The sequence below is a fragment of the Streptomyces sp. NPDC044033 genome (assembly GCF_056434425.1).
On record NZ_JBWKFF010000006.1, the window covers coordinates 73,951 to 98,204 of the forward strand.

23 protein-coding genes are annotated in these 24,254 nt (G+C 68.9%); 11 read left to right on the plus strand and 12 right to left on the minus strand.

What is annotated here, in order from left to right; genetic code table 11:
- Positions 1 to 35 precede the first annotated feature (35 nt).
- Together AC07AB_RS13395 and AC07AB_RS13400 are read right to left on the minus strand one after the other, a co-directional pair.
- On the minus strand, positions 36 to 1,571 hold the full coding sequence (locus AC07AB_RS13395) for a N,N-dimethylformamidase beta subunit family domain-containing protein (protein WP_478564850.1): 1,536 nt from the start codon (positions 1,569 to 1,571) through the stop codon (positions 36 to 38).
- Positions 1,572 to 1,786: 215 nt separating this feature from the next.
- Positions 1,787 to 2,362, minus strand: coding sequence for a DinB family protein (locus AC07AB_RS13400; RefSeq protein WP_478564853.1), 576 nt, complete (start codon positions 2,360 to 2,362; stop codon positions 1,787 to 1,789).
- Between the two features lie 717 nt (positions 2,363 to 3,079).
- Between AC07AB_RS13400 and AC07AB_RS13405 the strand changes: the two genes are divergently transcribed.
- The 7 genes from AC07AB_RS13405 (at position 3,080) to AC07AB_RS13435 (ending at position 10,163) form a co-directional block, all read left to right on the plus strand.
- Positions 3,080 to 4,372 (plus strand): KamA family radical SAM protein, encoded by a 1,293-nt coding sequence (locus AC07AB_RS13405; protein WP_478564856.1) that lies wholly within the window; start codon positions 3,080 to 3,082, stop codon positions 4,370 to 4,372.
- 5 nt (positions 4,373 to 4,377) lie between these two features.
- The gene (locus AC07AB_RS13410; protein ID WP_478564859.1) at positions 4,378 to 5,238 is read left to right on the plus strand and encodes an N-acyl homoserine lactonase family protein; all 861 of its coding nucleotides are present in this window, start codon (positions 4,378 to 4,380) and stop codon (positions 5,236 to 5,238) included.
- On the plus strand, positions 5,235 to 7,169 hold the full coding sequence (locus AC07AB_RS13415; RefSeq protein WP_478564862.1) for an FAD/NAD(P)-binding protein: 1,935 nt from the start codon (positions 5,235 to 5,237) through the stop codon (positions 7,167 to 7,169). The genes AC07AB_RS13410 and AC07AB_RS13415 overlap by 4 nt, the downstream gene beginning before the upstream one ends.
- 16 nt (positions 7,170 to 7,185) lie before the next feature.
- Complete coding sequence (locus tag AC07AB_RS13420; protein WP_478564865.1) at positions 7,186 to 7,638, plus strand: cupin domain-containing protein; 453 nt, start codon at positions 7,186 to 7,188, stop codon at positions 7,636 to 7,638.
- A 55-nt stretch (positions 7,639 to 7,693) separates the two neighbouring features.
- Positions 7,694 to 8,095, plus strand: a complete 402-nt coding sequence (locus AC07AB_RS13425) for a VOC family protein (RefSeq protein ID WP_478564868.1) — start codon at positions 7,694 to 7,696, stop codon at positions 8,093 to 8,095.
- 253 nt (positions 8,096 to 8,348) lie between these two features.
- Positions 8,349 to 9,680: an MFS transporter gene (locus tag AC07AB_RS13430; protein WP_478564871.1), complete on the plus strand. Its 1,332-nt coding sequence runs from the start codon at positions 8,349 to 8,351 to the stop codon at positions 9,678 to 9,680.
- Positions 9,681 to 9,788: 108 nt separating this feature from the next.
- Positions 9,789 to 10,163, plus strand: coding sequence for a cupin domain-containing protein (locus AC07AB_RS13435; RefSeq protein WP_478564874.1), 375 nt, complete (start codon positions 9,789 to 9,791; stop codon positions 10,161 to 10,163).
- A 288-nt stretch (positions 10,164 to 10,451) separates the two neighbouring features.
- Here AC07AB_RS13435 and AC07AB_RS13440 read toward each other — a convergent pair whose 3' ends face one another.
- Together AC07AB_RS13440 and AC07AB_RS13445 are read right to left on the minus strand one after the other, a co-directional pair.
- Positions 10,452 to 10,811 carry a hypothetical protein gene (locus AC07AB_RS13440; RefSeq protein ID WP_478564877.1) on the minus strand — a complete coding sequence of 120 codons (360 nt, stop codon included), beginning with the start codon at positions 10,809 to 10,811 and terminating at the stop codon, positions 10,452 to 10,454.
- A gap of 167 nt (positions 10,812 to 10,978) precedes the next feature.
- Positions 10,979 to 11,431 (minus strand): MarR family winged helix-turn-helix transcriptional regulator, encoded by a 453-nt coding sequence (locus tag AC07AB_RS13445; RefSeq protein ID WP_478564879.1) that lies wholly within the window; start codon positions 11,429 to 11,431, stop codon positions 10,979 to 10,981.
- Between the two features lie 108 nt (positions 11,432 to 11,539).
- Here AC07AB_RS13445 and AC07AB_RS13450 point away from each other — a divergent pair, with 108 nt between their 5' ends.
- Entirely contained in the window at positions 11,540 to 12,160 is a 621-nt protein-coding gene (locus AC07AB_RS13450; protein WP_478565436.1) for a UbiX family flavin prenyltransferase, read from the plus strand.
- Entirely contained in the window at positions 12,157 to 13,680 is a 1,524-nt protein-coding gene (locus AC07AB_RS13455) for a UbiD family decarboxylase (protein WP_478564882.1), read from the plus strand. The genes AC07AB_RS13450 and AC07AB_RS13455 overlap by 4 nt, the downstream gene beginning before the upstream one ends.
- Positions 13,681 to 13,772: 92 nt before the next feature.
- Here the strand turns inward: AC07AB_RS13455 and AC07AB_RS13460 are convergent, their stop codons facing one another.
- From AC07AB_RS13460 to AC07AB_RS13475, 4 genes are all read right to left on the minus strand, one after another.
- Positions 13,773 to 15,959 carry a protein kinase family protein gene (locus tag AC07AB_RS13460; protein ID WP_478564885.1) on the minus strand — a complete coding sequence of 729 codons (2,187 nt, stop codon included), beginning with the start codon at positions 15,957 to 15,959 and terminating at the stop codon, positions 13,773 to 13,775.
- A 2-nt stretch (positions 15,960 to 15,961) separates the two neighbouring features.
- Entirely contained in the window at positions 15,962 to 16,819 is an 858-nt protein-coding gene (locus AC07AB_RS13465) for a hypothetical protein (protein ID WP_478564888.1), read from the minus strand.
- On the minus strand, positions 16,816 to 17,700 hold the full coding sequence (locus AC07AB_RS13470; protein ID WP_478564891.1) for a vWA domain-containing protein: 885 nt from the start codon (positions 17,698 to 17,700) through the stop codon (positions 16,816 to 16,818). Before AC07AB_RS13470 ends, AC07AB_RS13465 begins: the two co-directional genes overlap by 4 nt.
- A gap of 268 nt (positions 17,701 to 17,968) precedes the next feature.
- On the minus strand, positions 17,969 to 18,814 hold the full coding sequence (locus tag AC07AB_RS13475; protein ID WP_478564894.1) for a recombinase family protein: 846 nt from the start codon (positions 18,812 to 18,814) through the stop codon (positions 17,969 to 17,971).
- 197 nt (positions 18,815 to 19,011) lie between these two features.
- Here AC07AB_RS13475 and AC07AB_RS13480 point away from each other — a divergent pair, with 197 nt between their 5' ends.
- Positions 19,012 to 20,307, plus strand: a complete 1,296-nt coding sequence (locus tag AC07AB_RS13480; RefSeq protein WP_478564897.1) for a GNAT family N-acetyltransferase — start codon at positions 19,012 to 19,014, stop codon at positions 20,305 to 20,307.
- A 247-nt stretch (positions 20,308 to 20,554) separates the two neighbouring features.
- Here AC07AB_RS13480 and AC07AB_RS13485 read toward each other — a convergent pair whose 3' ends face one another.
- From AC07AB_RS13485 to AC07AB_RS13500, 4 genes are all read right to left on the minus strand, one after another.
- Positions 20,555 to 21,193 (minus strand): glyoxalase, encoded by a 639-nt coding sequence (locus AC07AB_RS13485; protein WP_478564900.1) that lies wholly within the window; start codon positions 21,191 to 21,193, stop codon positions 20,555 to 20,557.
- 5 nt (positions 21,194 to 21,198) lie between these two features.
- Positions 21,199 to 21,720 (minus strand): helix-turn-helix transcriptional regulator, encoded by a 522-nt coding sequence (locus AC07AB_RS13490; RefSeq protein WP_478564902.1) that lies wholly within the window; start codon positions 21,718 to 21,720, stop codon positions 21,199 to 21,201.
- A gap of 309 nt (positions 21,721 to 22,029) precedes the next feature.
- Complete coding sequence (locus AC07AB_RS13495; RefSeq protein WP_478564905.1) at positions 22,030 to 22,440, minus strand: VOC family protein; 411 nt, start codon at positions 22,438 to 22,440, stop codon at positions 22,030 to 22,032.
- Between the two features lie 278 nt (positions 22,441 to 22,718).
- On the minus strand, positions 22,719 to 23,258 hold the full coding sequence (locus AC07AB_RS13500) for a CGNR zinc finger domain-containing protein (protein ID WP_478564908.1): 540 nt from the start codon (positions 23,256 to 23,258) through the stop codon (positions 22,719 to 22,721).
- A gap of 43 nt (positions 23,259 to 23,301) precedes the next feature.
- Here AC07AB_RS13500 and AC07AB_RS13505 point away from each other — a divergent pair, with 43 nt between their 5' ends.
- Positions 23,302 to 24,183, plus strand: a complete 882-nt coding sequence (locus AC07AB_RS13505) for an alpha/beta fold hydrolase (protein WP_478564911.1) — start codon at positions 23,302 to 23,304, stop codon at positions 24,181 to 24,183.
- Positions 24,184 to 24,254 lie beyond the last annotated feature (71 nt).

Genomic DNA, 24,254 nt, shown 5'->3' on the forward strand with positions numbered 1-24,254 from the left:
TATCCCTGTGAAGCTACGGGCCGAGGCGACGGCCTTCAGGACAGCAGGGTGATCACGTTGTTGGTGATGGCGCGTACCCGCGGGTCCAGGGGCAGCAGCCGGGGCCAGTCGGTGGTGGCCGCGGTGAAGACCGTGCCGCCCTGGGTGTAGAGGCCGAAGGTCGCGGCGCGGGCCGGGGCGGGGTCTTCGCGGGTGGCGGTGTGCCAGCCGGCGGCCGGGGTCTGGGGGAGGTCGGCTGTGCCGAGGATGGTGAAGTCGGCGGGTGTGCCGTCCTTGCCGGTCGCGACCGCCCTCCCCAGGGCGTCGCGCGTGTAGGCGGCGCCGTCGCATTCGTAGCCCACCAGGCAGTGTTCCGCGCCGAGGACGTCGCCGTCGTGCAGCTCGGTGTCCGCGAATATCTTGTGGTCGGTGCCCTGGACCGTGAAGCCCAGCGGTGCCCGGCGGCCTTCCCAGTGGCCGCCTGCGTTGCGGTAGCTGACGCCGGTCAGGGTGTTCTCGGGCTCCGTCTCCCACCAGTGGTCGGGGGCGCCCCGCATCTGGTCGACGTCGGCGCCGCGAGGGGCGCCGGGCGGGTACTTGGCGCAGCGTATGGCCGTGCCGTCATCGGTCACCGCGACCCGCCACCAGCAGGTGTTCGCCCCGAATATCGCGACGTTGCCGCCCCGGTCGCGGAAGGCGGTGACGTTGTCGCGGACGCGCGCGCTCCAGTACTCGTCGTGGCCGACGGAGAGCAGCAGTTGGTAGCGGTCGGAGAGGCCGGGCGACTCGTGCAGGTCGAGGTCGGTGCAGTAGTCGGCGGTGAGGCCGGCGCTTTCGAGCCAGGCGATGAAGGGGGCGTCCCAGTGCGCGAAGGTCTGACGGGGCGTGCGCGGGTCGTGGGGGTCCGGGCGGCCCTTGACCGGCCCGCCGATTCCGCCGCCGGGGCGCCGCAGCGTGACGGCCAGGGTGCCGGTGTGCGGGGCGGGGTCGTCCGCGTGGACCGGGCCGTACAGGCTGCCGCCGCCGCTGATGTTGTACGCGTGGTAGGTGAAGACCGGCACCTTGTACAGGATGTTCGTGGTCCGGGCGGGCTCGCGGGCCGTCACCACGAACAGCAGTCGTGAGTGGCGGGCGTCCAGATCCTCGGCGCGGGCCGGGGCTTCGGTGTACCAGCCTTCTCTGTACCCGCCTTCTCTGTACGGGCCCCCTCTGTACGGGCCTTCTCCGCACGGGCCATTCCTGTCCGGGTCCTCTCCGCACGGGTCCTCGCTGAACGGGCCTTCGCCGTACGGGCTCAGTACCGCGACGTACACGCCCGACGGCCACTCCTGCGGTACGGCGAAGTCATGGCCGGGCCAGCGCCAGTCCTCGTCCTGCCGGCCGGGAGGCGCGTAGCCGCCGGGTCCGTGCGTGGTGCCCATGTGGCGGATCGTGGCACCGCAGCGGAAGAAGTCGGCCCGGAACATCTTGGCTCGCGTCGATACGTGCAGCCGCAGGCTGTCCCCGGCTCGTACGCTCGGTGAGCCGGGGTACCCGTCGACGGAGAGACCGGCGGGACCGGCGGGGACGACAACGTGTGGTGCGTCGGACACGCGCTTCTCCTATAAGGCGGGCGGGCAACGGCCTCGGCGGTAAGAGGAGTTCGGGCTTCCCTTTCCGCAGTATGCGGAGTCATGATCGCCAGGGGAAGCCTGCGCCGCCGATCGCTGGAGCCCGCCGCCATGGAGCGTCACGGAGACCACGTCGGTTTCCGAAGCTCGGTCACCGGTGACCAGTCACCGAAACTCGGTCACCGGTCACCGGAAAGTCATATACAGCGCGGTACGGCTCCGTCCTGCCAGCGGTAGAGGTCGCGCAGCAGGGAAATCTCGGCGCCGTGATGGATCAGCTCCCTGTTGACGTGCAGGACCCTGTTCTCCATGGGATACGGCTCGGGACCCACCGTGGGCGGATTGTCCAGGTCAGCGTCCGAGAGCTTGCGGACCCCCGTGTTCCATCTCTCATACATCTCATCGAGCTGTTTCAGCGCCTCGTCAGCGGTCCCCGCGTAGGCGAATGTCTCGGAGTCGACGTCCTGGCCGCCGAAGTACCATCCGACCCGATAACCCAGGCACGAGACGATGATGTGCGCCAGCCGCCAGGCAATCGTGGTCACCGGCGCCGGCGCCGGCTGCGGGCCAGGGCCAGGGGACGCGGAGTCCATCGCCCATTCCCCCGAACCTGCCGACATCGGTTCGGTCAACGTGCCACGTGGGCGGAGGCTCCAGCAGCCACGCACCGGCTCCCAGAAGTACTCCTCATCGGCAAGACCGTGCAGCCGCGGCCGCAGGTTCTTGTGCCAGTGCCAGTCCAGCTGGTCCGCGATTCGCTCGCTTCTTGTCATTTCCGAACGTTACATACAACGGAGACCTGGCTGCGACCCTCACGGACGCCGTCGCCGGCCGTGGGCCGCGAGAGCATACCGAACCGGGAGATGACGCCGGGGGCCGATGTGCCCTTCGGGCCGCGCCGCCGCGAGCGGTTGTTTGACCTTGACCGCCCGGCTGGCCGGGTTGGGTTGCAGCCTGCCGCCGAGCCGGCACCCCGCACTCCCCCGCGCCCTGATCCGCCGTAAGCGCCTCAAGAAAACCCGGCCCGCTCAAGATCGTATTGCGAGCCTCAAGGCGCCTGGAATGCATTCATACACGGGCCGCATGGACAGCGCCACAGACACATTTCTCACGCATCGACTACTCGGCTAATCTTCAGGCGTGGCAAGGCGGTTGATACCGCCGAGCCGGGTTCCGCCTGCTCTGCCCGCTCTATCTGTTCCACCTGTACCGCGTGATCACCGAGAAGCGGAAATACGCGGGAGCCTCCGCCCGCACGCAGTCAATTCCGCAGACCGGCCGGACGAACCTCTCCGGCCGACGACTTGCCGCGATCTCGATGCCCGCTTTGATGCCCGCTTTGATGCTCACTTTGACGCCCGCTTCGATGCCCGCTCTGGCGCCCACTTTCCGCCATATCTACAGGGGAATTTCGCATGGGTAATTTCAGTCCTGCCAAGTACAAACCCTACAATCGCTCGTCGATCAAGCGAGTGCCGCAGTGGGAACACATGCCACCCGACCTCCGCGAGGCCGTCGAAGTGGTGACCCATGTCCTCCCGTTCAGGACCAACCAATACGTACTCGACGAACTCATCGACTGGGACCGCATCCCTGACGACCCGATCTTCCGGCTCAACTTCCCGCACCGCTCGATGCTGGACCCGGACGACTACACCACCCTGCGCGACCTGCTGCGGTCCGGCGACAAGCAGCGGCTGGCCAAGCAGATCCATGCGGTCCGCAGCCGGATGAATCCGCACCCGGCCGGCCAGTTGACGCACAACGTGCCGGAACTGGACGGCGAGGTCGTCCCCGGAATCCAGCACAAATACGCGCAGACCGTGCTCTTCTTCCCGAGCGCGGGCCAGACCTGCCACGCCTACTGCACGTTCTGCTTCCGCTGGCCGCAGTTCGTCGGGGAGGAGGACCTGCACTTCGCGGCCCGGGACGCCGAGGGGCTGACCGCCTACCTCAAGCAGCACCCCGAGGTCACCGACGTACTGATCACCGGCGGCGACCCCCTGATCATGCGAACCGCCAACCTGGAGCGCTACCTCGAACCGCTGCTCTCCCCCGAACTGGCCCATGTCCAGAACATCAGGATCGGCACGAAGGCCGTGGGCTATTGGCCGCAGCGTTTCGTCAGCGATGTGGACGCCGATGACCTGCTGCGCCTGTTCGAGCGCATCGTGGGCGCCGGAAAGCATCTCGCGCTGATGGGCCATTACAACCATCCCGCAGAACTGCGGCCGGCCATCGCGCAGCACGCTCTGCGGCGCATCGCCGGCACCGGCGCCGTGGTCCGTATGCAATCGCCCGTGCTGCGGCACATCAATGACAACCCTGATGCCTGGCACGAGCTGTGGACGCAGGGCGTGAAGCTGGGCGCCATCCCGTACTACATGTTCGTCGAGCGCGATACCGGCGCACGTTCCTATTTCGAATTGCCGCTGGCCGAGGCGTACGACATCTTCCGAGCGGCTTACGGGTCCGTCTCCGGCCTGTCCCGTACCGTACGCGGCCCGTCGATGAGCGCGTTCCCGGGCAAGGTCCTCATCGACGGCGTGCCGACGATCCGCGGCGAAAAGGTATTCGCCCTGCAATTGCTGCAAGCGCGCCAGGGCGGCCTTGTACGCCTGCCCTTCTATGCGAAGTTCGACCCCGCCGCCACCTGGTTCGACCAGCTCGTACCGGCCTTCGGTGAGCGCAAATTCTTCTTCGAGGAGGGGCTTACCGCCGCCGACCAGACCCTTCTCGGCAAGCCGCTGCTCGGCGAACCGCTCGATCTCGCGGGGGTGTGAGCCCCATGGCCGAGGAATCACATCCGACCTACGAAGTGCTGGCCCTCCGGTTCGGCACGCACGCCGACCGGCCCGCGAGGGACAACTTCCTTTTCGATGACGGGCAGTTCGCCCCGGGCACCGCCATGCCCATGGACTTCTATCTCTGGGCGATCCGCGACGACCGGCACTTCCTGCTGGTGGACACCGGATTCTCCGAGGAGATGGCGGTGCGTCGCGGGCGTACGCTGTTCCGCTGCCCAGTCGACGCGCTGTCCGACCTCGGAGTCGCGGCCGCCGACGTCTCGGACGTCGTGATCACACACATGCACTATGACCACGCGGGAAACCTGGACCGCTTCCCCAACGCCCGCGTCCATCTCCAGGAGGACGAACTCCGGTTCTGCACCGGTCCCGCCATGCGCCACCACGCCGTGCGCAAGCCCTTCGAGCCGGCCAATGTGAAATCGGCCGTCCAGGGGCTGTTCGAGGAGCGGCTGACGCTGCACCGCGGAGAGGCCGAGATCATCCCCGACGTCACGGTGCACCCCGTGCCGGGCCATACTCCGGGCACCCAGGTGGTCCGGGTCCCCACCGCGCGCGGCTGGGTCGTACTGGCCGGCGACGCCACCCACTTGTGGGCCAATATCCGGCTGCGCAGCCCCTTCCCCATCCTCGATCACCTCGCGCCGATGATGGAGGGGTACACCACGATCGAGGCCCTGGCGGACGGCGAGGACCACATCATCCCCGGCCACGACCCCCAGGTGGCCCGGCGGTTCCCCCCGCTCGCCGGGGCGCCCGACTGGGTCCGCCTCCACGAGCCGCCCGTACCCGACGGCGCGGCGGACGCCGCCGCGGCGACGGTGGGCGGGGCCGCGCGATGACGGACCTCCAGGTCTCCATCGTCGGCGTGGGGCCGCGCGGCCTCAGCGTTCTGCGGCGGTTGTCCGACCTCGCCGACCAGCTGCCCGAGGGGTACGCGCTGGATGTGCACCTCATCGACCCGGGCGAGCCGGGCCAGGGCACGCACTCCGCACGCCAGCCCGCCCATCTGCTGACCAACACCGTCGCCAGCCAGGTGACGATGTTCGCCGACGGCCGGGGCCCCTCGTTCACCGAGTGGGCGGCGCAGAGCGGATACCGCGCGTTCGGCACGGAGTTCCATCCGACCGGAGACGACGCGGGCGAGCCGGTCGGGGAGCACGCCTATCTGCCGCGGCAGACCCTCGGCACCTATCTGAGCTGGGTGTTCGACCGTACGGTACGGTCCCTGCCGCCTCGGGTCCGCGTCGTGCACCACCGCGACCGGGCCGTCGACATCGAGGCGCGGGAGGGCGGGCGCTTCGCCGTGCACCTGGCGAAGGGCCACGCTGTCCCCAGCGACTACGTCTTCCTCGCCACCGGGCACTGCGAGCGGATTCCCACTGAAGAGGACCGTGCGTACGCGGAGTTCGCCCGGGAGAACAGCGGCCGCAACGCCGGGCTGGTGTACTGCCCCACCCCCTATCCGGTCGACCGGCTCCAGGAAATCGCTCCGGGCTCGACCGTAGCGGTCCAGGGTTTCGGGCTGACCGCGCACGACGTCATCTCAGAACTCACGGTCGGCCGCGGCGGGCGGTTCCTCGGGGACGGAAAGGACATGGAATACCGTCCGTCCGGACGCGAGCCCGAGATCCGGCTGTTCTCACGCCAGTGCCTGCCGTTCAGCGCGCGCGGAGTGAACCAGAAGGGCATCACCGGTCAGCACCGGCCGCGATTCTTCACCACAGAGGCGGTGAACCGCCTCCAGGAACGGGCGGTTCTCCATCGGAACGACCCCCGTCTCGACTTCGTGGACGAAGTGCTTCCGCTGCTGCTGCACGAAATGGGAGACGCCTTTCGCGCAGCGCGGGAACAGCTCGCCTCGCCCGGCATGGAATCCGTGCCTCCTGAAGAGCCCGTGTCCGACCCTGATTCCGCACCCCCCGAAGAGTACGAGCTCACGCCGGCCGACCGGAGCGCGATCGAGGAGATCCTCGACCCGCTGCGCGGCCGGGAGTTCGCGAATCAGGACGCGTTCGCGAAATTCTTCGCGGACTACGTCGTGAACGACCTGGAGCACGCGGAACTCGGCAACCTGACGAGCCCCGTGAAGGCCGCCACCGACGTGATCCGCGACACCCGGGCCGCGCTGCGCGAGGCCGTCGAATTCGCCGGGCTCACACCCGCGTCCCACCGGGTGTTCAACGCGACGTACGTACCGGTCATGAACCGGATCTCGTTCGGGCCGCCGCGACACCGCAACCATCAACTCCTCGCGCTGTTCCGGGCGGGGGTCGTGGGGCTGGCCGGCGGTCCGGGGTGCCGGGTGGTGCTGGACCGGGACGCGGCGCGGTTCGCGATCCGGACCGACTACCCGGAAGGTACGCACACCAGCCACGCCGATGCTCTGGTCATCGCCCGGCTCGACGCGTTCCACGCCGAGCGCGACAGATCGCCGCTGATCAGGAACCTGCTGGAGCACGGGCTGGTCCGCCCGTACGCGAACGGCCCGTTCCGGCCCGGCGGCATCGACATCGACGAGCGGGGCCGGCCGATCGGAGCGGACGGCGAGCCGCTCGGCACCGCCTGGGCAGTCGGCTACCCCGTCGAGGGGCCGCGGTTCTATACCCACGCACTGCCCCGGCAGAGAATGCCCTCGCAGTTCAACCGCGATGCCGATATCTCCGTACGGGACATGATCGAGCATATCCGCCAAAGCCGCCGCCACCATGACGACGCCGTTCGGGAGGAAGAACATGCCGGTGCAGATCGGAAGTCAGTTTCCGTACCCTGAATTTCGCAGAAACCATGTGCGGAGCCGGCCGAATCCGGTCTTATGGCAGTGGAAGACCCTGGCCGAGGAACTCGAAGCGGCCGAGCACACGGAGTACGGCACGCTGACGCTGGCCGCTCCGGGCGGTGGCCATGAGATCGTCCCGGGCACTTCGATGACCTTTCAGGCCGTCCGGCACGGCGACCGCACCACCCCGCACGCGCATTCCTGGTGGCACCTCTATTTCGTGCGGTCCGGGTCGGGCACGGTGGTATTCGACGAGTTGGCGGAGGGCGCTTCCGGTGAGCCCGTTCAGGGAGAAGTCCGGGACCCGGTCGAACTGGGCGAGGGCGACGTCATGCTGATACCGGCCTGGTCCACGCACCACTTCGAGAACCGGGCGGCGGACAAGGATCTGCTCCTCCTCAACATGTCGAATCTGCCTCAACAGGCGGGCCTGCACAACAACTTCTCCAGAGAGCACGCGTAAACACGCGCAACCACGCGCAACCACGCGACAGACACCGGCGGCATCGGAGGCGTACATGTTCAAGCGGATTGACCACATCGGCATCGTGGTCGGCGACATCACCAAGGCGAGGGGGTTCCTCGAAAGCCTGGGGATGCGGCTGGAGCGGGCCCAGGAGGTTCCCGAGCGGAACGTGAAGATCGCGTTCTATCAGTGCGGGGACGGCAGGATCGAGCTCATCGAGCCCACCACCGAGGAGTCCCGGCGGCGCCGGCTGGGCGAGGGCAACGAGGCCCGGATCGAGCACGTCGGTGTCGAGGTCGACGACGTGCCGCAGATCATGCAGGCGGTCCTGGCCCTCGGCGTGGGCCTCACCACGAGCGAGCCCGTCGCGGTCGGCCCGAACCTCAACGCGTGGACGCGGCCCGATACGTCCAACGGAATCCAGTTCCAACTGGTCCAGCGGGACGCGGTCTAGCGGCTCGCGGGGGAGCCGGGGCCCGCCTCACCTCTCCCCGGCTCCCCCGCGGTTGCGGACTGTACATACTAGTAGTTACAGTTCGAGGGTGGATTCCTTGAAGACTTCTGCGGCAAACGAGTCGGCGCGAACCGGGACCGAAGCAGGAACTGGGCCCGAAGCAGGGACCGGGCCCAAGGCCTCGGCACCCCGGGCCCCTTCCGGAGGGCACGGGAGACGGTCGGGCTGGCTGCTGGCCTCCCTGCTCGGCGGCATGTTCCTCGGGAACGTGGACATCGCGGTGGTGAACGTCGCCATCCCCTCGATCCGCGATCACCTGCACGCGTCAAGCGGCCAAATCGAACTCATCGTTTCCGGGTACACGCTCGCGTACGCCATGCTGCTGATCACCGGCGCCCGGCTGGGCCAGATCCGCGGCCGGCGGTGGACATACCTGCTCGGGCTCACCGTCTTCACCCTGTCCTCGCTCGCCTGCGGCCTCGCGCCCAACGGCGACACCCTGGTGGGCGCCCGCGTCGTCCAGGGGATCGGCGCGGCCCTCATGGTCTCGCAAGTCCTGACGGGTATTCAGGTGCACTTCGAGGGCACCGCCCGCCGACGGGCCTTGGGCGCGTACACCGGTGTCCTGGGGGTCAGTTCGGTCGTAGGGCAGGCGCTGGGCGGCATCCTGGTGTCGGCCGACATCATGGGCACCGGCTGGCGGCCCATCTTCCTCATCAACGTGCCGATCGGCATCCTCCTGCTGGTCACCTCGTTCGCCTTCCTGCCCAAGGACGAGGTCTCGGGTGAGAAGAAGCTCGACATGCGCGGCGTCGGGCTGCTGTCGCTCGGACTTTTCCTGCTGGTGATGCCGCTGGTGCTGGGCCAGGACGCGGGCTGGCCGCTGTGGGCCTGGGTGTGCCTCGCCGCGTCCCTGCCGGTGTTCGCCCTGTTCGCCAGGGTGGAGCGGGGTATCGCACGGCGCGCAGGCGACCCTTTGATGAACGTCGCGCTCCTCGCCCGTAAGCAGGTCGCTCTGGCGCTCGTCTCCCAAGCCGCCACCCGGGCCGGCTACTTCGCGATCCTGTTCGTCCTCGCGCTCTATCTCCAGCAGGGTCTCGGCAAGAGCGCGGTCTACTCGGGCCTGGTGCCCATCGCGTGGGTGGCGACGTTCGCGCTGGTCGGCCCGGTCCTCGGCCGAGTGGGGGCACGCGTCCGCAGGCTCGCCGCCCCGGTGGGCGGCCTGCTGATGGCCATCGCCTTCGCCGCCATGGGGGCCGGCGCGCAGGGCACCGTCTGGCTGATCGTCCTCCTCGGCATCGGCGGCGTCGGCTACGGCGCGGCGTTCAGCGGGACCCTGGCCCACCTGACCGAATCCGTCGAGGAGCGGTACGCGCCGGACGTGAGCGGCCTGTTCAACACGACGCTCCAGGTCGGCGGCACGCTGGGCGTGGCGGTCTTCGGCACCGTGTACCTGGACCTCGTCGCGCGGAGCGGAACACCGCAGAGCGCGTTCAGTACGACGAACGCCGTCCTGGCCGCCGTGTCGGTCGCCGCCTCCGCGCTGATCCTGCTGGCCGGAAGGGCCGAGCGGAACACGCGCTGAGCGTGCTTCGCCGCCTCCCGGCCCGGCAGTTCCCAACAACAGCCAAACCCGCCCCAATGCCACCCTCGCACCAATACCACCACAGACAGCCAATAGGGAGTTCACGCCATGGACGTCAACCGTCACCCCGGAGACGCGATCAAGGGCCCCGAGGACCGGTTCCTCGGCGATGTGTGGCTGTGGCCGCGCATCGGCGCCACGGCCAACACCGAGGTGCGCAATGTGCTGTTCACACCGGGGTCCCACAGCGCTTGGCACCGGCACCCCGCCGGCCAGGTCCTGCACGTCACCGAAGGCGTGGGGTTCGTCCAGGCCCGGGGCGCCGAGCGCCAGGAGATACGGGCCGGTGACACGGTGATCTGCCACCCCGGCGAGGAGCACTGGCACGGAGCCACGCCGGGCACCTTCATGACGCACATCGCCGTCACGGACGGCCCCACCGATTGGAAGGAACACGTGACGGACGAGGAGTATCAGGGCTGATCTCCCTCCCGGGAGGGTCAGTTCGACAATTCGCGAAGTCATTTGACGAAGACGTTCAACGAGCCATTCGGCGGACGAATTCGGCGAAGGAATCCGGTCGACGAGGGCTCCGGACACCGCTCCGGGGCCCTCGGTCGTACGTCCCGGCCGCCCAGTGGACCGCTCAACCCCCTCGCGAATCCCCCGGGTCGTCGTGCATGAGAGCTGTCCGACGCACCCCGGACGACGCGGGCCCGGTACACCCCGCGGATCGATGTGCGAGCGCGCCGATCGAGAGCCGGCCCGGCGTCATGGCGCGTTCCGGAGTGCGGCGGCGAGATCGTGGAGATGCCGCGAGACAGGACCGACGGTCAGCAGGCCACTCGCCGCACCGCCCAGTTCCGCCGCCGCGGGGGACAGCGCGCTGACGGCTCGTTCCCTCGTGGCCCGGTCGGACACGGCGATCGCCGCCTGTGCCGCCAGGCACCACAGCGTCTCGAACAACAGGCCGGCGGGAGGGTCGGGCAGCCGGCGCACCCTCGGCGCGGTCTCGGCGCGGGAGCCTTGCGCGAGGAGCACCAAAGGGCCGGCCCACGGACGGACCTGCCCGACCACCAGCGCACCAGGCGGGCCCGCCTCCCCGACGGTGTACGGGCGTCCCCCGGCCATCGTCGATCTGATGGGCGCCGCCCGAGGGCGTGACTCGCGGTACGTATCCCGGCGCGCGAGGTGGTGCACGGCAGCCGTGTACGCGGCGGGGTCCGGCCGTAACGCCTCGGCGCCCTAGCCGTAGCAGTCGGCGCGCTCCGTGCGCTCCGGCCGGGCGGAGGACCCGGCTAGCGCTCAGCCCCTTGAACCGCCCGGCGCAGCAGCCCCAGGAACCGCTCCCGCTCCTCATCGGAGAACGTGGCAAGCATCTGCTCGTTCACGCCGAGGACCGCGGGGGCCAGCCGGACGGCCAGTTCGCGCCCCTCCTCGGTGATACGCACCAGCTTGCGCCGCCGGTCGCTCTCGTCCTTGGCGAGGTCCACCAGGCCGCGCCGGCGCAGCCGTTCGAGCAGCGGGGCGGCGGTCGACTTGTCGAGATGGGCCAGCGCGCCGAGCGTGCCCTGATCCGTGACGCCCCGCTCGCACAGCAGGCTCAACACCGTGAACTGCGGCCCGGTGAGATCCGAGTCCACCTGCTCGTACCAGAGCCGGGTGTGCACTTGGTTCAGCTGTCGCGCCAAGGGGCCGACCCCGCCGATCGCGTCGAGCAGAGCGCGGGAGTCCGAGTTCCCGTGCGCCATCGTTCCCACCTCCACTGCGGTTGATTAGGACGTACACGTACTATAGCTTGGAGAAATAGGACGTAGACGGAATAACTCTGCGTGACGAAATGAAGGGAGGCCGACATGGTGCGTCTGATCGTCGCGATGACCGGAGCCACCGGCGCGCCCATCGGGGTGCGTCTGCTCAAGGCGCTGGGGGAACTGGACGTCGAGACGCATCTCGTCGTCAGCCGCTGGGCACGGGCCACGATCGCCCAGGAGACCGGCTGTTCGCTGCGCGATGTACGGGCGCTGGCGTCGGTGTGCCACAGCCCGGACGACCAGGGGGCGTCGATCTCCAGCGGATCGTTCCCGGTGGACGGCATGATCGTCGCGCCGTGCAGCATGAAGACGCTGGCCGCCATCAACACGGGGTACGGAGAGGGGCTCATCGCACGCGCCGCCGACGTGACGCTCAAGGAGCGGCGTCCGCTCGTGCTGGTGGCCCGGGAGACGCCGCTGTCGGCCGTACATCTGAAGAACATGTACGAGCTGGCGCGGATGGGCGCCGTGGTGATGCCGCCGGTCCCCGCGTTCTACAACCAGCCGTCGACCATCGATGACCTGGTCGACCACATCGTCGCGCGCGTCCTCGACCAGTTCGGCCTCGATATGCCGAACGCCAAACGCTGGCAGGGCATGGGACCGACCACCCGCCAGGAAGACAGCGACGCCACCGCCGCGCTCACAGGAGGGACCCACAAATGACACAACGGACGCCCCGGACGCACCCGCCGCAAAGCGGCGCCGCCCTCAACTTCCGCGACTTCGTAGCGGACTTGCTGGACAGCGGCGACGCGGTCGACATCCGCGAGCCGGTCAGCCCGACGCTTGAGGCCGGGGCCGTCACCCGGCGCGCCTACGACACGAGGAGCCCCGCGCCGCTGTTCAGCACCTTGACGGAAGGCGCTCCGGGCTGCCGCATCCTCGGCGCGCCCGCCGGGCTGAGCGCGTCCCCGGCGGCCCCGTTCGCAAGACTGGCGGCCCACTTCGGGCTCCCCCGCGACACCACGCCGAGCGAGTTGCTGGAGAAGCTGATCTCCGCGATGAAGGCGGAGCCCGTCGCCTCGCGCGTAGTGGAGACCGGCCCCTGCAAGGAGAACATCCTCACCGGCGACGACGTCGACCTGGAACGCTTCCCGGTGCCGCTCCTGCACGAACACGACGGAGGCAGGTACTTCGGAACGTACGGCTTCCACGTCGTACGCACCCCGGACGAGCGGTGGACGAGCTGGTCGGTGAGCCGCGCCATGCTGCACGGGCGGAACACCCTGGTCGGCCCGGCCATGCCGCAGCAGCACCTGGGCATGATCCACCAGATGTGGCGCGAGAGGGGCGAGCGCACCCCCTGGGCCATGGTCCTCGGCGCCCCGCCGGCAGCCCTGGCCGCGGCCGGCATGCCCCTGCCTGCCGAGGTGAACGAGGACGGCTACGTAGGCGCGCTGGCAGGCAGCCCCGTCGAGGTGGTCCGCACCGAGACCAACGGCCTCTACGTCCCGGCCAACGCGGAGATCGTGGTCGAGGGCTACATCAGCCCTGACGAGACGGCCCCCGAGGGCCCGATGGGCGAATATCACGGCTACGCGTTCGCCGGGAGCAGGCCGCAGCCCGTCTTCCACGTGGAAGCGGTGACGTTCCGCGACGACCCCATCCTGCCGATCTGCGTGGCGGGCGTACCCCCGGAGGAGAACCACACCATCTGGGGCACCATGATCTCGGCCGTCAGCCTGGACCTGCTCCGTTCCAGCGGGCTGCCCGTCACCCTGGCCTGGTGCTCCTACGAGGCCGCCACCTGCTGGATCGTCGTCTCCATCGACATCCGGCGCCTCGCGGAACTGAGCATGACCGAACGTCAGCTCGCCGACGCGGTGGCCGAGGTGCTCTTCAACTCCCACACGGGTTGGCTGGTGCCGAAGGTGATCCTGGTGGCCGACGACATCGACATCACCGACATCGACCAGGTGGTATGGGCTATGGCCACCCGCCACCACCCGGCGACGGGCCAGTACCTCTACCCGCAGGCCCCGGGCATCCCCATGGTCCCGTACCTCACAGAGGAAGAGGCACGCACCGGCCGCGGCGGCAAATCCATCACGAGCTGCCTGCTGCCGGAGCAGTTCGAGGGCGAGACCAGGGGCATCACCGCGTCCTTCCACAACTCGTTCCCGGCCGACATCCGGCGCCGGGTGACCGAGAACTGGGCTGGGTACGGGTTCCCGACGGGGTAAGCCTCAAGCCGACGGCGGTACGGTCGCTGCGACGCCATCGCGCGGGCCCTGACCCGACCGAGCCGCGCCACTGCCCGCCGCCGGACTCAGCGTCAGCGGCCGATGTAGAGGAACCGTACGTAGCACCCGAAAGACAGCCCGCGGCGCTGGAGGCCGGCGGCCTCCAGGGAGGCGCTCAGTGTCCCGTGGAGCACCTTGTTCTGCTGGAGCGCGACCGTACGCCGGCCAAACTCCTGCCGCTGGTGCCGGGCTCGGTCACCTGCCAGCGTGTTCTCCTGGGCGAGCCGTTCTTGGCCCTCGGTCAAGTGCCTCCGCGCCTGATCGCGCAAGGAATCAGTACCGTTTTCCACGACCTTTCGCTGGTCGATGAGTTGAGCCCGGCGGCGGGTGATGCCCTGCTCGATCTGCTGTCGCTCCGCCGTGTTGAGGGCAGTCGGCTGCCGGGCGACGGCGGACGCGATCAAGTCTTCGCGCCACCTGTCGAGAGCGATGGCCTTGGCCTCGCCGATTCCCTGGACGTTGATGACTCGGCCGTTGGTCAGTACGAGTACTGCTCCTGTGCTGTTGTAGGAGCTGTTCTGCACCGGCCGGTACCCCGTGAAGTCAGCCGCTGTTCGAATGCCCGCCGCGGCAAGCCGAGCGGCAAGTGTCGAGCCGATCCCGTGTGGCGGAGACTGAGCGATCAGCCGGCGGCCCATCTGATCCCGGACATAGGCCGATTGTTTGTCGACGAGCGCTTTGGACAAGGCTTTTCGGAGTTCTTCCGAGAGGCCGTGAAGCCCCTTCTCGATGTCGCGCAGCTTGCGGACCTTGCGCTTCTCGGCCTCCTTGAGCGCATTGTGGTACTGGGCTGTGAGCTTGTCCTGGTCCCGCGGGTAGGCGGTGGCCCGCTTCGTCTCCGCCGCGTCGAACTTCGCCTTGTCCTTGTGCAGTTTCTCCGCTGCCTTGGCGGGGTCTCCAAGCTGGGCCAATTCGTTGGTCAACTTGGCCAGGGCGGCCCGCGACCGGGCCGTCTCCACCCGGCGGCTCCGGGCGAAGGCGATGATCGCGGCGGCGAGGATGACGGGCGCGACGGCTCCGATCAGGGGAACCGGGAGCCCACCGATGACCATCAAGGCTGTCACGGCCAACAACAGTGGCCCGAGTACGGCCGTGACGACGTCCAACGGCGTCCGGATGCGGAAGCCGTCCGATGAAGTGGCGGTGGGCGGGGAAAACGGCGGCGCGGTCTGCGGGGGAACATGCCCGGCCATCCAGCCGGGCAGCCCGCCTCCAGTACCCGGTGACGCGGCGGCCGGTGAGGGAGCCGATGCCGCAGCAGTCTTCGGCGCGGCTTTGCGCTGTTTCGGAACCGCGTGAGCGAGCGGAGGAAGGAAGTCCAGTGGCTGGAAGGCCAAGGACCTCACCTGGTCGGCCAGGCCGCTCACCGTTCCGTCCGGATGGCTGAGGAGCGTCTGCAGCCCTGTGGAGCCGCCCGGGTTCCTGAAGTCTTCCTCTGTGAGCAGCAGAAACTCACCGCTGGGCTCGTGGAGCCGATGCCACAGAGCGGAATCGGTGGCGATTGCCTTGAGCGACATGAAGATGACCCAGGCGGAGAACCGGTCCAGCTCCACCCCGAAATCGTCGTTGCCGCGCATGGGCGACTGGTAGTTGCGGTGGCCCCGTTCGGTGCCACCGAGACCCGCCAGAGCCGGCACGAACATGCCGTCGTAGTCGACCAGGCGCAAGGTGTCATCCCTCGCGACCAGCAAGTTCCCGTGCTGGAGGTCACCGTGGGCGATCTCGTGTTCCGACAGATCGCGGATCAGAGCCTCGAACCGGTCGGCCAGACGGCCGACCGCGAACTGGTCGGTGTGGTTGTCGTCGAGCCAGGAAGAGAGGGTGACCGCCTCGATCCACTCCATCTTCAGAACCGGGTAGCGCTCTTGGCCGACGCCGATCGCGTCGGGAAGGTACTCGAAGCCGAGCTTCCACGGCTGGGAGAGCCCGGCCGAATCCAGCTGCGCGAGACGGCTGCTGATCGCCTGGTAGCGGAGTTCCTGATCAGGCACGTGGCGGGTGAAACACTTGACCGCGTACCGCTGGCCCGACGTGGCCGAGGTCAGCGAGAACACGCTGGCGAAGGCACCGGAGATGGGGCGGGGCAGGCCGAGCTTGGTCAACTCCGGCCTCGCGCCCTTGAGCTCAGGGTGCTCGAAACACAGCTGCGTATGCTGCAGAGCCTCCGCATAGGCGGCGCCACTGGGGAATTGCCGCTGCGGCCCGGTCGGCGAGTTCACGTTTACCGCCCCTCGAAATCGATCCGTACGACAGCGACATCGTCGTTGCGCAGCTGGCGACAGCTCCGCAGACCGTTCAGCCAGTCCACGAACCCGCTCAGATCATCGGGACCGGAGAATTCCAGCAGTTGACGTACGGCGATGTCCTGGTCGGGGGCCGATAGAAACCACGCGGCCAGGGCGTCCGTCATCAGGAGCAGTCGGTCACCGGGCCGGCATCGGCCTTCGGTGAACCGGGTCCGGCAGGCCAGCAGTGCCGCATCGTGATTACGGCTGCCGAAGAGGTCGGGAACTGTGCCGAACTCGTCGGCGTCGCCCACCGGGAATGCCTGCACCAGCCGCTCGTCGCGCAAGTGGAACAGACAGCTGTCGCCCAGGGCCGCTGCCCGCCAGCGCCACGCCGGTTCAACCGTGTCGGCGTCGTCGGTGCCAGGACCCGGGTCCGGGTCGACGCGCACGGTGAGCAGAGTCGCGTAGGCGCCTTCGGCGAGCTTGGTGTGCTCGTACCACTTCAACGGGCGCCCTTCCACAACGCGTGCTTGGGTGTACCGCGCGAGCCATGGATCCCACTGAGCCACCGCCGACGACGCGAACTCCTCGAAGGCGGTGCCGCCGGCCAGCAGGTCCGGCCACTCCATGGCATGCTCGGCCGCCGAGCGGGACAGCAGCCGGGCCCAGTCCTTCGCCAGGGCGCTCTCCGTCGCCCCGTCACAGACGCCCGCGGTGAGGGGTTCTCTCAGCATGTAGTCGTGCGAGCGGCTGGGAAGCACGACGACGGCGTCTTCGCATTCCGCCTCCGTGCTCCCATCCTTGGGAGCAACGAGGTGGGTGACGTACACGCAGGAGGGCCGCTCCGTCACCGCAGTTCGGTGGCGCGCGTGCCGATGTCGAGGAACTGTACGACCGTGGCGATGTCCGCGTTGTAGACGAAGCCCCGGGTCGCCTCGCTGACCCGTTGGCCCTGCGAGGCGGCGTACGAACGCATATGGCTGGGCAGGGGGCTCGACATGGCGAAGAGCGTGCGCGCGTAGCTGTCGGGGAGACCGTCAGCGGTGTCGGGGAAGGCGGTGGGGGTGCCACCCGCGGCGGATACGTGCAGGTTGAACAGGAGCGCCGCGCCGTCGGCTGTGGCGTGCGAGGTAATGGCCTCGGCGGCCGCGGTCGGGTCGCCATCGGTCGACTCACCGTCCGTCAAGTTGATGACGATGGGCGGGAAACTCGCCGGGTAGCGCTCGGTCCAGCCGGCGACGAGGCTCTCGGCGTACTGAAGGGCGCGGTTCATCGGCGTTCCGCCGTGCGCGACCGGGTCCATCCACAGCGGGAAGTTGACCACGGTCTCGACCAGACCACCGGCGCCGTCGGACACCTTCTTGCTCCGCTCGTCGACGCGGGCCGGGTTGTCCGCCACCTCACTGAGGGGAACGATGTCCCGGCCGCCGAGCGACCCCGCGAACGCCGAGCCGACGGTGGCGCCATAGCCGACTACCGCGACGTGGAAGTAGTCACGTACGCCTTCTTCCTTCGCGCACTTGACCGAGAGTTCGGTGAGGAGCCGGTTGATGGAGTCGGAAACGACATCGGCCTTCTGCTTGGGGTCTTCACCGCCGATGGGGTCACTCATGGAGGTCGACTGATCGACGAGGAAGATGATGCTCGTCGGATTGCTGCGGCTGATCTCTGCCGTATACGGCATGTTGCGCTCCTGGCGGACTGCGAAGAAGTCGGTTACGGAGGAGCTCATACGACATGCCGACGTGCCGGACGGTCAGCGCGCACGCAGAACCACCGAGTCCCCCATCCGTATCCTAATGCGACGACCTCGGTCTACGGACGGGCAGACCACGAGAGCCCTCAGCCGAAGTCCCGCACGATAACCGGCAGTCGGGCTCGCCCGGCTCACCGGCGAGGACCGCCGTCTCGCGTCCGGGCCCTGCTGCCCGGCACTCGCACACACGGCGACTCGTGGCTTGACCGGCGCACGCGTGACGTGCACCAAATCCTGCTGGAATTCATGAGCGACTCCGTACGGTCGCCTGACGAGTTGCCGAGTCCGACGTGAGGAATGCCGACCATCGCCTGGCACCGGGCTTGCAGGTCGTACAGGGATGAGGCGGGCCGGGGCAGGAGTTCGGGTGAGAGTAGTCGCGGTACAGAAAGTGCCGTTGAGATTGATCTTGCTGAAGTTGGCCTACCTCGTCGGCGCTTCGCGCTGACGGGGCGCGGTGCCAGCGAGCGGCTCGCGCAGGTCCGGGGTGTGGTTGTAGAGGGGTGCCCGGCGAGACGCCCAGCAGCTTGGCGATCGAGGTGATCGAGCGGCCGGGGTCGGGCAGTAGATCGCGTGCGGCGCGGATGACTTCCTCGGTGGCGACGCTCGGGCGCCCGCCGACCCGGTCGCGCTCGCGGGCGGCGGCCAGGCCCTCGTTGGTACCGATGACGATGAGTTCGCGGATGAACTCGGCGAGCGCGGCGAAGACGTGGAAGACGAGCCGGCCGCCGGGGGCGGTGGTGTCCGGGTTCCGTGCGGCGAGGTGAAGCCGATCCCGCGCTCGCGCAGTTCGGCGACCATGTTGATGAGGCCCTGGAGGCTGCGGCCGTAGTTGGTCCAGGCTCGGGACGGCGAGGGTGTCGCCGGGGTCGAGGAAGGCGTGGCACGCCTTCAGTTCGGGTCGGAGCGCGTTCTTGCCGGACTTCTTGTCCGCGAAGATCTTCCGGCACCCGGCGGCGGCGAGCACGTCGAGCTGCCACTCCAGCTTCTGCCCGCTGGTCGGGACTCGCGCGTATCCGATCTTGATCTCGGTGCGGACGAGTGGTTCGGCGCCAAGGAGGCCCGGCTCGGCCGGTTCGAGGGCGGTCATGGCCACGGATCATGTCAAAAAACGGTGGTTCGGGGTTATTGAATGCCCAGGCATTTGAAGGGGTCTTTGAAGGCTCTGCGGGGTCCGGGCGGCCTCGCAGAGCGATCTTCAGAAATCGAAGGTTTCTTGAAGGCCGACAGCTCGGCGATCAAGTAATCAGTTGTCTGTAGACGATGGTTGTGGGTGCAATGTTCGCCATGGTTACTCAGGTGCGCCCACCACAGCGAGATGAAATGAACGCGTACTACCGGGCCTTGCCCTTCGCGAACGGGTTGCCGCAGTGGGAGCCGGCTGATGCCGCGGGGCACGGTGGTCCGGAGCCGTGGCCCCCGCAGCGCACTCCGGCGACCACCGAGCAGTTGGAGGAGTGGGCAGAAGCTGACGTCCAGGACGAGTCTTTCCATCCGATCGCGACATTCGCAGACGGCGCGTGCGTCGGCGCATCGGCCGCCATCTCCTTCGACGTGACGGTTCCTGGCGGGGGTACGGTCAAGATGGCCGGTGTTACTTCTACCGGGGTGATCGCTACACACCGCCGACACGGTTATCTGCGGCGGATGATGCAGGCCATGTTCGATGCGGCCCTGGACCGAGGCGAGCCGTTGGCGATGCTCAGCGCCAGCGAGGGCAGCATCTACGGCCGATTCGGGTTCTCGCCGGCGACATACCGCACGCGGTGGGAGCTGGCCCGTCACGAAGCCGTGCTCCGTCCGGCAGCGCCCGATCCGGGTTCGCTGGAGCTGGTCGACGCCACGCAGGCCAGGCAGTTCTGGCCTGTGGTGCACGCGAAGGTACGGGCAAGCCGCGTGGGTGAGCTCACCCCCCTGCCCGGGCGCTGGGACAGGCTGTCCGACGACGCGGACGGCACGAACGGACCGCTGCGATATCTCGCCCACCGCGACCAGCACGGCGGAGTAGACGGCATCGCCAACTTTCGACTGCCGTGGTCCCCGACAGCCGTCAACGCGGGAATCCTGGTTGTCGAGGCGCTGGAGGCGACGAACCCGACGGCCTATCGCGCACTGTGGAGCCTGTTGGTCGACTTCGACCTCACCAAAACCATCGTGGCGCCTGGCCGTCCGCGCGACGAACCACTGCGGTGGATGCTCGCGAACCCGCGGGCGATGCGCATCACCCGCCAGTCCGACAACCTGTGGGCGCGCCTTCTCGACGTCCCCCGCGCCCTGACGCAACGCTCGTACGACACGGCCGGCGAGGTGACTTTCACCGTCGATGACGACCAAATGTGCCCGGCAAACAACCGGACATGGCTTCTTCGCGCAGACGGTACTTCGGTGACATGCGTTGCCACCGACCAGCAGGCGGATCTGACCATCACAATCTCGGCACTCAGCTCGCTCTACTTCGGGGGCATGTCGGCGCATGACCTGACCTACGCGGGCCGCATCACTCCGCACGCCGACGGCGTGATCGCGCAGCTAACCCGGCTGTTCCGCATCGACCCCGAACCGCACAACTCCTTCGGCTTCTGAGGCAGCTATCGACTGCCAGGCACATCAGACCCCTCGGCCACTGTGCAGCCACTCAGCACGCGGTCAGTCGGCTCTCGTCGTCTTCGGCCGCGTCCGGGTCCGGGAAGAGGCGCAGACCCTGGCCTGGCGCCCCCGATAGATGCGCTAACAGACCATGATCAATCTCAGCGGCACTTTCCGTACGGCAACTGCTCACACCCGGAGTTCAAGACCGGGAGCCAGGAGAGTGCTGACGGCGCGGGGCGAGCTACGCGGCGGCCTCCCAGGCGAAGCCGTCCGGGTCGGTGAAGGGGCCGACGGTGCTGCCGAGGACGATGCGGTGCGAGCCGGTGCCGTCGGCGGGGACGCCGAGGTCCTTGGCGAGGCCGCGGCGCCTGTACAGCGCCAGCTTGACGGGGCTGGACCCGCTGGAGGCGAACTCGGCGTACTTGCCGCCGAAGCTCCTGGCCACGGTCAGGCCCCGGCCGACGTAGAACTGTTTGCCGGCCTTCACGTCCTCGACGCCGAGCAGGAGGACGATCTCGTCGATCTCGCGGGAGGCCGGGCCGGTGTCCTTCTTCGCCGGGGTCGCGACCTTCCAGATCGTCCCGTCCGGGGCCTCGACGACGCCGCCGTAGCCCCACAGCGACTTCGCGGCGGGCTTCAGCACCGTGGCACCGGCGTCCACCGCGGCGGCGAGGAAGCTGTCGACGGTGGCCGGGCGGGACACCGTGAGCGCCAGGGTGAAGCCGCGGAATCCGGTGGAGTGCGCCTCGGACGCCCGTAGGCGTAGGTGCGCGTCCACTCCGAAGGCGGCGGAGAAGCGCTGGGCGGCCTCCGGGTCGGCCACCTCAAGGGTGACGGTCGCGATGGAGACAGTGGATGCGGTGGATGCGGTGGATGTCATGACCGTCACGCTAGGGGCCGCTCGGCTGCCGGGGCTTCTCGATTCCTGACCGGTCTTGTCACCTGCTTCGCGACACACGCCGGCATCCCCTCCACCGTGACCGCGGGCCCCGCGCCACCGGCCGTACTCGCGGCATCGGCGGGGTCGGCCGCCGCATCCGCCGCGCGGCGCCGGAAAGCGCCGGGCGACATGCCGACCAGCTCGGTGAAGCGAGTGGTGAACGTGCCCAACGACGCGCAGCCGACGGCGAAGCAGACCTCGGTGACGCTGAGGTCGCCCCGCCGCAGCAACGCTGTCGCGCGCTCGATGCGACGCGTCATCAGGTACGCGTACGGCGACTCGCCGTACGCGGCCCGGAACTGGCGGCTGAGATGCCCGGCGGACACGTTCACGCCGCGGGCGAGCGCCTCCACGTTCAGCGGCTGCGCGTACTCCCTGTCGATCCGGTCGCGGACGCGGCGCAACCGGGCGAGATCAGTGAGGCGCTGCGCATCGGCGCGTGCGCGCCGCCACTCGGGCCGGCACATGGGAGCACTCCCCCTTTCCTTTCTCTTCCATCTTCCTCGCATCGACGCCTACGAGCCGCCTGGGCCGCCTGGGCCGCCTGGGCCGCCTGGGCCGCCTGGGCCGCCTGGGCCGCCTGGGCCGCCTGGGCCGCCTGGAGCGCCTGCCGGGACAGGCGCTCCAGGCGATCGGCGACGAGGACCGGCCCGCCGGAGCCGAGGACGCGGCCTTGGCGGGCGGCCGACGAGGCGGGTGCCTCTGCGGTGGTGCGCCGCGTTCCTCTCAGGTGGTCGCGGTGCCGGTGACTACGGCCGCTGCGACGCCCGCACGGCTCAGCGGAGCTCCTGGATGCGGATCAGGTTGCCGGCGGGGTCGCGGAAGGCGCAGTCACGGATACCGTACGGCTGCTCTGTCGGCTCCTGGACGACCTCGGTGTCACCGGCCTGTACGTTCTCGAATGTGGCGTCGAGGTCAGGGGTGGCCAGCAGGATCCAGCCGTAGGTGCCCTTGGCCATCATTTCGGCGATGGTCCGGCGCTCGTCCTCGGTGACTCCCGGGTCGGCGACCGGCGGCGCCAGGAGAAGGGACGTGTCGGGCTGGCCGACCGGGCCGACCGTGATCCAGCGCATCTTGCCCTGCCCGACGTCGCCGCGGACCTCGAAGCCGAGGACGTCGCGGTAGAAGGCGAGCGACGCGTCCGGGTCGTCGTGCGGCAGGAAGCTCGTATGAATGGTGATGTCCATGGCGAGCAGGCTAGAACCGGCCCGCGTCCCGCGCTTCTCGATTCCTGATCGATCCGGCCGCGTTCAGACGTTCACGTGCACTGTTCGCGGGGCCCCCGTGCGTTCCGCGTGGCACTCGGGCCCGGCGCGGGCAAGGTCGTCTGGTTCATCGAGCCACCGCACTGGGCGCCTCCGGCAGGTGTGAGGTGACCACGCCATACGTGTGACGCTGGACGTACCGGAGCCGCGCCCGCGCTTGCTCGCGGTCGTACGGTCGTACGCGGCTTCCGCTCGGGCCGTCACTCCTCGACGCGCCGCTTGCGCGCGTGGGTCCGCGCCTTCATCCGGTTGCCGCAGGCTGCCATGGAACACCACCGGGCAGTCCCGGGCCGGCTGTGATCGATGAGGAACAGGTTGCACTCCTCATTCGCACAGGCCCGCAGCCGTCGCGGCAGTTCCGTGGTGACGCGCGACCACGCGAGTACGACGCGGGCCGCGAGTTCCTCATCGGGCGCTGCCTCCAGTTGCCAGGACACGCCCGCGGGCGAGACGGCAGGGCGAAGCCGCGCCCGGTCGAGCGCGGCGGCAAGGCCGCTGACATCTGAGGACGCCCCCCGGATCAGCAGGTGCAGCGCGTCACGTACCTGGCGCAGGCGGTCGCACTCCTCCTTCGTGCCACGCCCTCCGAGCGCCCGCACCCAGTCCGCCGCCCCCTGTGCGCGCAGGGCGTCCGCGGGGCGCCCGTCGATCACCGGGGCGCTGTTGACCACGGTGAGCAGCAGTTCCTCGTCCTCGACCACGGCCCGCCCTCCCTTGACACGCCATATGGCGCTGTGCATGATCAGCATATCCTAACCCTTTAAATTGATTTAAGAGGTTACTGTGGCTGCCGTTCATCACCGGACCGTGGACGTCGACGGCTTGACCGTCTTCTACCGGGAGGCGGGCCCGTCGGACGCCCCCGTCCTCCTGCTGCTGCACGGCTATCCGACGAGTTCCCACATGTTCCGGCGCCTGATCCCGGCGCTGGCCGGCCCGTACCGGGTGATCGCGCCCGACCACATCGGCTTCGGCCGCTCGTCGGCGCCCGACGTGGCGGACTTCGCCTACACCTTCGACGCCCTCGCCGAGGTGACCCGCGGCTTCCTGGCCAACCTCGGCGTGCACCGCTACGCGATCTACGTGCAGGACTACGGCGCGCCTATCGGCTGGCGACTCGCGCTGGCGTCCCCGGAAGCGGTTCTCGCCGTCGTCTCGCAGAACGGCAACGCCTACGAAGAAGGGTTCGTGCCGGCCTTCTGGGAACCCATCTGGGCCTACGGGGCGCAGCGCGGCCCGGAGAACGAGGCGCGGCTACGGCCCGCCCTGGGCCGGGAAGCCGTCGAGTGGCAGTACACCCACGGCGTCCCCGACCCCAGCCTGATCGACCCCGACGCCTGGGAGCACGACCTGGCGCTTCTTGCCCGCCCAGGCGTCGACCGCGCCCAACTCGCCCTGTTCGGCGACTACTCCAGCAACCGGGCCCTGTACCCGGCGGTGCACGACTGGCTGCGGTCGAGCCGTGTCCCCGTCCTCGCGATCTGGGGCCGCAACGACGAGATCTTCGCGCCGGCCGGCGCGGAGGCGTTCCGACGCGACGCCCCGGACGCGGAGATCGCCCTGCTCGACGGCGGGCACTTCCTCCTGGAGAGCCACCCCGACGCGGCCGCCGCCGCCATCATCCGATTCCGCCCGCACGTACTCGGCGCGCCAGTCGGCGGTTGACGGTATGTCAGCCTCCGGCGCTACGAGCGCGGGGCGGCGGCCGCTTCGCGGTGCGCCGAGCCCGTAGCACC